Below are 7,975 nucleotides of genomic sequence, written 5' to 3'. Positions count from 1 at the left end.
CGGCTGTAGCTCAGTTGGATAGAGTACTTGGCTACGAACCAAGGGGTCGTGGGTTCGAATCCTGCCAGCCGCGCCACCTTAAAAGGGCTTTCCTCCGGGAAAGCCCTTTTTCTTTTCTGCCTCCACTTCCCTCGCTCGCGGCACGGTCACGGACGGTTGCGTGACGGCCCTTTTCGGAAGAACGCGGGCCACGACGCCGCACGTTCACGCTTCCAGGCAGCACAAATGAAAACGGCGGCCATGGGCCGCCGTCGATCGATCGCCTGCCTCTCGGGCCAAGCGTCAATAATCCTGCCGCTCGCGCTCGATGCGCATGCCGCCGTCGTGGCGCGCATGCGCACCGTCGTCGGTCGAACGCTCGCGCATGATCCGCATCACGTCCGGATTGGTTCGCACGCGCCGCATCACGTTCGCGAGATGCACGCGGTCGCTCACCTGGATCACGAAGCGCAGCACCGTCGACTCGTGCGTCAGATCCTCGTCCATCGCGATATGCACGATGTTCGCATCGGCCGACGTGATGTCCGCCGCCACGCGCGCAAAGATGCCCTTCGCGTTCTTCACGAGCGCCTTCACCGCGACATCGAACAGGCGGCCCGGCTGCGGTGCCCATTCGACGTCGATCCAGCGGCCCGGATCGCGGCGATGAATACGCTGCGCCACGCGGCAATCGGTCGTATGAATCGCCATCCCCAGGCCGATGCCGATGTAGCCCATGATCGCGTCGCCCGGAATCGGCCGGCAGCACGCCGACAACTGCACGGACATCCCTTCGGTGCCGGTAATCACGACCGGCGGCGCATGGTGCGCGGGGTGCCGCTCGGACTTCGGCAGATCGTCGTCCGCATCGCGGCCGCTCATCAGCACCTCGATGCGCTTGGCCATCACCGCGGCCACGCGGCGGCCGAGGCCGATGTCCGCGAAGATTTCCTGACGGCTCTTGTTGCCCGTCCACTGCACGAGCTTCTCCCACACTTCCGGCTCGACATCGGCCAGCGCAAGACCGTAGCCCTTCAGGCTCTGGTCGACCAGCCGCTCGCCAAGCTGCACCGACTCGTTCAGGCGCATCGTCTTCAGGTAGTGACGGATCGCCGAGCGGGCCTTGCCGGTACGCACGAAGCCGAGCCATGCAGGATTCGGCTTCGAATACGGTGCAGTGATCACCTCGACGATGTCGCCGCTCTTCAGCTCGGTGCGCAGCGGCAGCAGTTCGTTGTTGATCTTCACGGCCACGCACTGGTTGCCGAGATCGCTGTGGATCGAATACGCGAAATCGAGTGCCGTCGCACCGCGCGGCAGCGCCATGATCTTCGACTTCGGCGTGAACACGTAGACCGCATCCGGGAACAGGTCGATCTTCACGTGCTCGAGGAATTCGCTCGAATCGCCGGCTTCGCTCTGGATGTCGAGCAGCGACTTCAGCCACTGGTGCGCGCGCTTCTGCACGTCGCTGAGATCCGCACTGCCGTTCTTGTACAGCCAGTGCGCGGCGACCCCGGCCTCGGCGATCTCGTGCATCTTGCGCGTGCGCACCTGGAACTCGATCGGCGCACCAAACGGGCCGACGAGCGTCGTGTGCAGCGACTGATAGCCGTTGATCTTCGGGATCGCGATGTAGTCCTTGAACTTGCCGGGCACGGGCTTGTACAGCGCGTGCAGCGCACCGATGCACGTGTAGCAGTCGAGCGGGCTGTCGACGACGACGCGAAAACCGTACACGTCGAGCACCTGCGAGAACGACAGCTGCTTGTCGCGCATCTTGCGATACACGCTGTAGATCGTCTTTTCGCGGCCGGTGATCTCCGCATCGATCTTCGCATCGGCCATCGCGCGCTGCGCGGCCTCGAGGATCTTGCTGATCACTTCGCGGCGGTTGCCGCGCGCGGCTTTCACGGCTTTCTCGAGCGTCGCGTAGCGATGCGGGTTGAAGTTCGCGAAGCTCATGTCCTGCAGCTCGCGATACGTGTTGTTCAACCCGAGGCGGTGCGCGATCGGCGCGTAGATGTCGAGCGTTTCCCGCGCGACGCGGCGGCGCTTTTCCATCGGCACCGCGCCGAGCGTGCGCATGTTGTGCAGGCGGTCGGCGAGCTTGACGAGAATGACGCGCACGTCGCGTGCCATCGCGAGCAGCATCTTGCGGAAGTTTTCCGCCTGCGCTTCCTCGCGGCTGCGGAATTCCATCTTGTCGAGCTTCGACAGGCCGTCGACCAGTTCGGCGACCTTCGGGCCGAACCGTTCGGCCAGCTCGCTCTTGGTCACGCCCTGGTCTTCCATCACGTCGTGCAGGAGCGCGGCCATGACGGCCTGCGCGTCGAGCTTCCAGCCGGCGCAGATTTCCGCGACGGCGACGGGATGGGTGATGTAGGGTTCGCCGCTCTGGCGATATTGACCGAGGTGGGCTTCGTCGCTGAAGTGGAACGCCGCCTTGACCTCTTTGATTTCTTCCGGAGGAAGATACTCGGCAAGCGCGGCCGTCAGTTTCGCGATCGAAACGACGCCGTGCTTGCGAGGCTGCTCCGGTGTGGCGGTCGGCCCGAACAGATGCCGGAAGGACTGTTCGAGGACCGCGTCGATGTACTGGCGCGCAGGCGACTGGGCCGTGGCTTCGGTGGTCGAATCCGCGGAGGCGGACGATGGGGTGGTGCTCATATTCGCCTCCAGGTCGAGTCGTTGCGCGCGTGGATTACATGGCTGGAACGGGCCGGATGCGCGTTACACCGGCACCTTCTTCAGCATCTCGACGCCGACCTGGCCGGCAGCGATTTCGCGCAGCGCGACGACGGTCGGCTTGTCACGGCTTTCGATCTTCGGCGTATGGCCTTGCGCGAGCTGCCGCGCGCGATAGGTGGCGGCGAGCGCCAGTTCGAAGCGGTTCGGGATTTGCTTCAGGCAGTCTTCGACGGTAATGCGAGCCATGTTGGTAATTCCTTCTGAATATAGTCCTTATTCTACCTTATGTCCCTCGTCCCCCGCGTCATTCCGCGTGGGGCAGATGGATGCCGAGCTCGATGAACAGCTCCGTGTGTCGCGCATACTGCGAAGCGAAGCGCAGGCGCGTCGCTGCGACGATGCATTCGAGCTCCGCGAGCGCACGCTCGAAATTCTCGTTGATCACCACGTATTCCGCTTCCGACGCGTGCGCGATCTCGCTACCGGCGGCCAGCAGGCGGCGCGTGATCACGTTCGGTTCGTCCTGGCCGCGCTTCTTCAGGCGCTCCTCGAGCGCGTCGAGCGACGGCGGCAGGATGAAGATGCCGACCGCGTTGCGGAACTGCTTCTTCACCTGCAGCGCGCCCTGCCAGTCGATTTCGAGCAGCACGTCGTGGCCGTTCTTCATCTGCTCTTCGATCCACACGCGCGACGTGCCGTAGTAGTTGCCGTGCACTTCCGCGCTCTCGAGGAATTCATGCGCCGTGTGACGCGTGCGGAAATCCTCGACCGTCGTGAAATGATAGTGCCGGCCGTCCTGTTCGCCCGGGCGCGGCTTGCGCGTCGTGTACGAGATCGACAGGCAGATGTCGTGGTCCTTCGACAGCAGCGCATTCACGAGCGTCGACTTGCCGGCGCCCGACGGCGCGATGACCATGAACAGGTTGCCGGGATAGACGCCGCCATGCAGCGAATGCGCGGCGTGGCCGTCGTGGGTGGGTTGGGTCATGTGGCTTTACTCCAGGTTTTGCACTTGCTCACGCATCTGCTCGATCAACAGCTTGAGCGCCATCGATGCGTCGGCGAGTTCCTTCGCCGCCGCCTTCGAGCCGAGCGTGTTCGCTTCGCGATTCAGTTCCTGCATCATGAAGTCGAGACGCTTGCCGACGCGGCCGCCCTTCTCGATCACGTGACGCGTTTCGTTCAGGTGCGCGGTGAGCCGCGACAGCTCTTCCGCGATGTCGATCCGGATCCCGTACATCGTCACTTCCTGACGAATGCGCTCCGCGGCTTCCTCGCGCGTGACGATCGTCGAGCTGCCTTCGGGCGCCGCGATGCCGAGCGCCTCCTGCAGCCGTTCGACGATCTTCTGCTGGTGCTTCGCGATCAGCTCCGGCACGAGCGGCGTGATGCGCGCGACGATCGCTTCCATCTCGGTGACGTTCGACAGCAGCATCGTCGCCAGTTGTGCACCTTCGCGCGAACGCACGACGACGAGCTCGCCGATCGCTTCCTTGCCGCACGCGAGCACCGCGTCGCGGATCGCGTCCGCCGACACGCCACTCTCGGCGATCACGCCGGGCCAGCGCAGGATCTCGCCCGCGCGCAGGCGGCCGACGCCCGGGAACGTGTCCAGCACCGAGCGTTCGAGCTCGGCGAGCTGGCCGAGCGCCGACTGGTTCAGCGCACCCGCGCCGATGCTCTGCTCGCCACGCTGCAGGTTGATACGGATGTCGACCTTGCCGCGCGACAGCTTGTTCATCAGCATTTCGCGCAGCGCGGGTTCGCACGCGCGTACGTCGTCCGGCATCCGGAAATTCAGGTCGAGGAAGCGCGAGTTCACGGTGCGCAGTTCGACCGACACGCTGGTGCCGCCGTTGCCGGTGGCCGTCGCGAGTTCGCGCGTCGCGCTCGCGTAGCCCGTCATGCTGTAGATCATGGTTCGTCTCGCCGTCTGGGTGCCCTCTCGGGCGGGGATATGTCGAGGCGCCCGGCGCATCGTCAAGCGCGGGGCGGGAAGCGCGCATTATCCCATTTTTGCGGACCACCCCGCCGGGCACGCCCGCCGTTCGGCGCTAAAATCGGGGTTTCCTCTCGTTCCGCGATTCCCACATGACGTCCTCCGTTTCCCGCCCGAGCGGCCGCCGCGCCGACGCACTGCGCAAGGTCGCCCTTACGCGCCACTACACGAAACATGCCGAAGGCTCGGTGCTGGTCGAATTCGGCGACACCAAGGTGCTCTGCACCGCGAGCGTCTCCGAACGCGTGCCCGACTTCCTGCGCGACCGCGGGCAAGGCTGGCTGACCGCCGAATACGGGATGCTGCCGCGCGCAACCCACACGCGCAGCGACCGCGAAGCCGCCCGCGGCAAGCAGACCGGCCGCACGCAGGAAATTCAGCGCCTGATCGGCCGCGCACTGCGCGCGGTGTTCGACCTCGAGGCGCTCGGCCCGCGCACGATCCACATCGACTGCGACGTGATCCAGGCCGACGGCGGCACGCGCACGGCGAGCATCACCGGTGCCTTCGTCGCCGCTCACGACGCCGTGTCGAAGCTGATCGCGGCCGGCAAGCTCACGCGCTCGCCGATCACCGACCACGTCGCCGCGATCTCGGTCGGCGTATACGAAGGCGCGCCCGTGCTCGACCTCGATTACGCGGAAGATTCGCAGTGCGACACCGACATGAACGTCGTGATGACGGGCGCCGGCGGCTTCGTCGAAGTCCAGGGCACGGCCGAAGGCGTGCCGTTCTCGCGCGCCGAGATGAACGCGCTGCTCGACCTCGCGCAAGGCGGGATCGCCGAGCTCGTGCAGCTCCAGAAAGACGTGCTGGGCGCCTGACATGCCGGACGACCACACTATCGCACCGCTGTCGCGCATCGTTCTCGCATCGAACAACGCCGGCAAGCTGCGCGAATTCACCGCGCTGTTCTCGACGGTCGGCATCGAGATCGTCCCGCAGGGCGACCTTGCCGTGCCGGAAGCGGACGAGCCGTTCGGCACCTTCATCGAGAACGCGCTGACGAAGGCACGCCACGCGTCGCGGCTCACCGGCCTACCGGCGATCGCCGACGATTCGGGCCTGTGCGTACGCGTGCTGCGCGGCGCGCCGGGCGTCTATTCGGCCCGCTACGCGCAGCGCGCGGGCCGCGACAAGGGCGACGCGGCGAACAACGCGTATCTCGTCGAGCAACTGCGTGGCATCGACGACCGGCGCGCATACTATTGCTGCGTGCTCGCACTCGTGCGCCATGCGGACGACCCGGAGCCGCTGTTCGCCGAAGGACGCTGGGCGGGCGAGATCGTCGACACGCCGCGCGGCGAGCACGGATTCGGCTACGACCCGTATTTCTACCTGCCGTCGCTCGGCGCGACGGCCGCCGAACTCGAACCGGACGTGAAGAACACGCACAGCCATCGCGCGCTGGCGCTGAAGGCGCTGCTGGCGCGGCTCGCGGAGGAAGCATGAGCATGTCCGATACCCGTTCGCCCTCGGAGGTTGCATGAGCCAGGCCGCGGAAACCGGCGCACGCGTCGTCGCGACCTTCACGTCGCCCGGCCAGGTGCGGCTCACGTCGCTGCCGCCGCTCGCGCTGTACGTGCATTTCCCGTGGTGCGTGCGCAAGTGCCCGTATTGCGATTTCAACTCGCACGAGTGGAAAGGCGAACGGTTTCCGGAAACCGAGTATCTCGACGCGCTGCGCGCCGATCTCGAGCAGGCGCTGCCGCTCGTGTGGGGCCGGCAGGTGCATACGGTATTCATCGGCGGCGGCACGCCGAGCCTGCTGTCGGCAGCCGGCCTCGACCGGATGCTGTCCGACGTGCGCGCGCTGCTGCCGCTCGACGCCGATGCGGAGATCACGCTCGAGGCGAATCCGGGCACGTTCGAGGCCGCGAAGTTCGCGCAGTTCCGCGCGAGCGGCGTGAATCGCCTGTCGGTCGGCATCCAGAGCTTCAACGAAACGCACCTGAAGGCGCTCGGCCGGATTCACGACACCACGCAGGCACGCGCGGCCGTCGAGATCGCCGCGAAGAACTTCGACAACTTCAACCTCGACCTGATGTTCGCGCTGCCGAACCAGACGCTCGACGAATGCCGTACCGACATCGAGACCGCGCTGTCGTACGCGCCGCCGCATCTGTCGCTGTATCACCTGACGCTCGAGCCGAATACGCTGTTCGCGAAGTTTCCGCCGGTCGTGCCCGACGACGACGCGTCGGCCGACATGCAGGAGTGGATCCACGCACGCACGACCGAGGCCGGCTACGGGCGCTACGAAGTGTCCGCGTATGCGAAGCCGAATCATCAGTGCAAGCACAACCTGAACTACTGGCGCTTCGGCGACTATCTCGGGATCGGCGCGGGCGCGCACACCAAGCTGTCGTTCCCGAACCGGATCCTGCGGCAGGCACGCTACAAGCATCCGGCAACCTTCATCGAACAGGCGATGGCCGGCACGGCCGTGCAGGAAGAGCGTGAAGTCGGTGCGCGCGACCTGCCGTTCGAGTTCATGCTGAACACGCTGCGGCTCGTCGAGGGCTTCCCCGTGCACAGCTTCGCCGAACGCACGGGCCTGCCGATGAGCACGATCGAGCCGGCGCTGCAGGAAGCGGAGCAACGCGGGCTGATCGTGCGCGATTTCGCGCAGATCGCACCGACGCCGCTCGGCCAGCGTTTCCTCAACGACCTGCAGGAATTGTTCCTGCGCGACGATTGAAGGAATGAACGACGCGGCATTTCGGTTACAATGCCGCCTCGTGTGGAAGCGTGGCCGAGCGGTTTAAGGCACCGGTCTTGAAAACCGGCGACGGGAAACTGTCCGTGAGTTCGAATCTCACCGCTTCCGCCAGAGAGCCTTACTGGACAAGGCTCACTGGAATAGACGGGATTGCTACCCGCCAAACAGCCCGCCCAAAACGAAAGTCGTATTTCTGCCGCCGGAGGCACGAAATGCCAAGCTATACGTTGACCGCCCGCGTCGTGCTGCACAAGGACGACAAGCGAACCAAAGAGCACTCCCCCGACGCCGAAGAGTACAAGACACTGCATGCTGAAATGCACGCACGTGGGTATCTGCGGTACTTCGTCAACCAAAAAGACGAGAAGAAAAAGCTGCCGCCCGGCGAGTACACCATTGACCTGAAAGCAGACGATGGTGACGACGCACGAGCCAAGGCCATGAAAAAAGCCAAAGCAGCGGCAATCATCGCCACGTCAGCCGAACGCTTTTCGGTGCTCATTACTGGCGGTAACGGGCTGCGAGGCGCGAATCTCGAGACGATCGGCGAGGACCCCGACGCGGAATAGTTTTGACGCCGCTCA

Annotated in this window: 8 protein-coding genes and 1 tRNA gene; 5 read left to right on the top strand and 4 right to left on the bottom strand. The window is 65.1% G+C overall.

Annotation, left to right across the window (positions count from 1 at the left end):
- Positions 1-282: 282 nt before the first annotated feature.
- The 4 genes from BDI24065_RS25320 to BDI24065_RS25305 all read right to left on the bottom strand — a co-directional run bounded on the left by BDI24065_RS25320 (position 283) and on the right by BDI24065_RS25305 (position 4,588).
- Positions 283-2,649, bottom strand: coding sequence for a RelA/SpoT family protein (locus BDI24065_RS25320; RefSeq protein WP_175033555.1), 2,367 nt, complete (start codon positions 2,647-2,649; stop codon positions 283-285).
- A gap of 63 nt (positions 2,650-2,712) precedes the next feature.
- Positions 2,713-2,916 (bottom strand): DNA-directed RNA polymerase subunit omega, encoded by a 204-nt coding sequence (rpoZ, locus tag BDI24065_RS25315; RefSeq protein ID WP_006025620.1) that lies wholly within the window; start codon positions 2,914-2,916, stop codon positions 2,713-2,715.
- A gap of 58 nt (positions 2,917-2,974) precedes the next feature.
- On the bottom strand, positions 2,975-3,658 hold the full coding sequence (gene gmk / locus BDI24065_RS25310) for a guanylate kinase (RefSeq protein ID WP_174968530.1): 684 nt from the start codon (positions 3,656-3,658) through the stop codon (positions 2,975-2,977).
- A gap of 6 nt (positions 3,659-3,664) precedes the next feature.
- A complete protein-coding gene (locus BDI24065_RS25305) occupies positions 3,665-4,588 on the bottom strand; it encodes a YicC/YloC family endoribonuclease (protein WP_175033554.1) in 924 nt (307 codons plus the stop codon).
- A gap of 173 nt (positions 4,589-4,761) precedes the next feature.
- Here BDI24065_RS25305 and rph point away from each other — a divergent pair, with 173 nt between their 5' ends.
- The 5 genes from rph (at position 4,762) to BDI24065_RS25280 (ending at position 7,960) form a co-directional block, all read left to right on the top strand.
- Positions 4,762-5,493, top strand: a complete 732-nt coding sequence (rph, locus tag BDI24065_RS25300; protein ID WP_174941386.1) for a ribonuclease PH — start codon at positions 4,762-4,764, stop codon at positions 5,491-5,493.
- 1 nt (position 5,494) lies between these two features.
- Positions 5,495-6,121, top strand: coding sequence for an RdgB/HAM1 family non-canonical purine NTP pyrophosphatase (gene rdgB, locus BDI24065_RS25295; RefSeq protein WP_175033553.1), 627 nt, complete (start codon positions 5,495-5,497; stop codon positions 6,119-6,121).
- 34 nt (positions 6,122-6,155) lie between these two features.
- Positions 6,156-7,370, top strand: a complete 1,215-nt coding sequence (gene hemW, locus BDI24065_RS25290) for a radical SAM family heme chaperone HemW (protein ID WP_175033552.1) — start codon at positions 6,156-6,158, stop codon at positions 7,368-7,370.
- Positions 7,371-7,414: 44 nt separating this feature from the next.
- A tRNA-Ser gene (locus BDI24065_RS25285) sits at positions 7,415-7,502 on the top strand.
- A 101-nt stretch (positions 7,503-7,603) separates the two neighbouring features.
- Positions 7,604-7,960 (top strand): hypothetical protein, encoded by a 357-nt coding sequence (locus BDI24065_RS25280; RefSeq protein ID WP_175033551.1) that lies wholly within the window; start codon positions 7,604-7,606, stop codon positions 7,958-7,960.
- Positions 7,961-7,975 lie beyond the last annotated feature (15 nt).

The organism is Burkholderia lata (assembly GCF_902499025.1).
GTDB classification, from domain to species: Bacteria; Pseudomonadota; Gammaproteobacteria; order Burkholderiales; family Burkholderiaceae; genus Burkholderia; species Burkholderia lata_C.
This window is presented reverse-complemented; position numbering and strand designations above follow the sequence as displayed.

Excerpts from the sequence above, each read along its gene's own strand:
- rpoZ (WP_006025620.1), bottom strand. The coding sequence starts at position 2,916 with ATGGCTCGCATTACCGTCGAAGACTGCCTGAAGCAAATCCCGAACCGC.
- rph (WP_174941386.1), top strand. The coding sequence starts at position 4,762 with ATGACGTCCTCCGTTTCCCGCCCGAGCGGCCGCCGCGCCGACGCACTG.
- rdgB (WP_175033553.1), top strand. The coding sequence starts at position 5,495 with ATGCCGGACGACCACACTATCGCACCGCTGTCGCGCATCGTTCTCGCA.
- hemW (WP_175033552.1), top strand. The coding sequence starts at position 6,156 with ATGAGCCAGGCCGCGGAAACCGGCGCACGCGTCGTCGCGACCTTCACG.
- BDI24065_RS25320 (WP_175033555.1), bottom strand. The coding sequence starts at position 2,649 with ATGAGCACCACCCCATCGTCCGCCTCCGCGGATTCGACCACCGAAGCC.
- BDI24065_RS25305 (WP_175033554.1), bottom strand. The coding sequence starts at position 4,588 with ATGATCTACAGCATGACGGGCTACGCGAGCGCGACGCGCGAACTCGCG.
- BDI24065_RS25280 (WP_175033551.1), top strand. The coding sequence starts at position 7,604 with ATGCCAAGCTATACGTTGACCGCCCGCGTCGTGCTGCACAAGGACGAC.
- gmk (WP_174968530.1), bottom strand. The coding sequence starts at position 3,658 with ATGACCCAACCCACCCACGACGGCCACGCCGCGCATTCGCTGCATGGC.